A 1,186-nucleotide genomic window follows, 5' to 3' on the forward strand; every position below is an offset into this window, starting at 1 on the left:
CGCCAAAATTTTACGAGATGTGCGACACACATGGCGTCGACTTTTTGGTTCGACTCAAGGCAAATTCAAAGCTTGGGAAGCTGGCAGAAACGGCCTTAGTGGATTGCCCTCCAAAATATGAAGAGAGCAAATGCGTCTACCACGAATTCAAGTATCAGGCCGCGTCATGGGGTAAAGCTCGCCGTGTTATCGTATGTTCTACTCATACGGCAGATGAGCTAGTTCCCTGGAACCACGCATTCGTAGTGACCAGCCTGGCCTCCGAGGCTCCAGAGACTTTGTTCAAGACCTATAGACAGCGGGGCAATGCTGAGAACCAAATTAAGGAGCTGAAATGCGGGTTTGGCTTTGACAAAACAGACAGCTCAACTTTTGCACGGAACACTGCACGAGCCTTGATCACCGGTATTGCCTATAACCTGGTTCAGCTCTTTAAACAGCTCTTTGTCTCGGAAGACCGTCGTTCAACCATCTCCTCGCTACGGTTCAGTCTCTTTCACATCGCCGGTAGGATTACTTGGCACGCCCGTCGTGTGGTGATTCATCTTGCTTCTAACTATGTTTACAAGAACTGGTTTAGTCGGCTCATGGACGAAGTCCATCAGTTGGCGACCTGAACTGAATAACTGAATAGGTCGTGCGTCGAGCCGAAAACTGGGTCGGTCTGTTCGTGGTGCATCGATCACCAACTTCTCCGCTCAGTCAGTATTCGCAACGCTCCAAACGTTGCTTTCAGACCGGCCAGATGCGATTTCATGTCCCCAATACCGAGGTGAATAATCCAGGATTTATTATAAGACAGTAACGTCTTAAAATCACTAGTATCAGTCACTACGCGTTTTTGAACAGCCACTAACTACATCGATTTTATTTTTTTGATTATGTGTTTCACAATGTCTTTCGCAAATTGCAAGAACAAGTTAGCCACCCCATGGCACGACACCGTGAGATGAACTGTTATCTTTGATGAGTTGAGTTAGCTGGCTACGACTACCTTGGCAGCTCGTCGCTGAGCTCGAGCGCGCTCAGCGACGAAGACTTCCTCGGTCGTCCGATATCTGAGTTGGCGACGAGGGAGGCGGTTGAGCCGATCTTGAGTTTCGGCGACAGCTTGTGGGCTGACAGCGTCTAGGGATTCACCTTTGGGAAAGTCTCGCCGAACCATCTTATTGTGGACCTCGTTGGT

At 49.1% G+C, this 1,186-nt stretch carries 1 protein-coding gene and 1 pseudogene; one reads left to right on the forward strand and one right to left on the reverse strand.

The window, feature by feature from the left end:
• Window positions 1-617, forward strand: a 617-nt coding sequence (locus ACGG90_RS15595; RefSeq protein ID WP_390407408.1) for a transposase, incomplete at its 5' end; no start/stop codon positions are given.
• 359 nt (window positions 618-976) lie between these two features.
• Here ACGG90_RS15595 and ACGG90_RS15680 read toward each other — a convergent pair.
• Window positions 977-1,186: pseudogene (locus tag ACGG90_RS15680) on the reverse strand (IS30 family transposase); the annotation flags it as partial.

The organism is Lacticaseibacillus jixiensis (assembly GCF_042847315.1).
GTDB lineage: Bacteria > Bacillota > Bacilli > Lactobacillales > Lactobacillaceae > Lacticaseibacillus > Lacticaseibacillus jixiensis.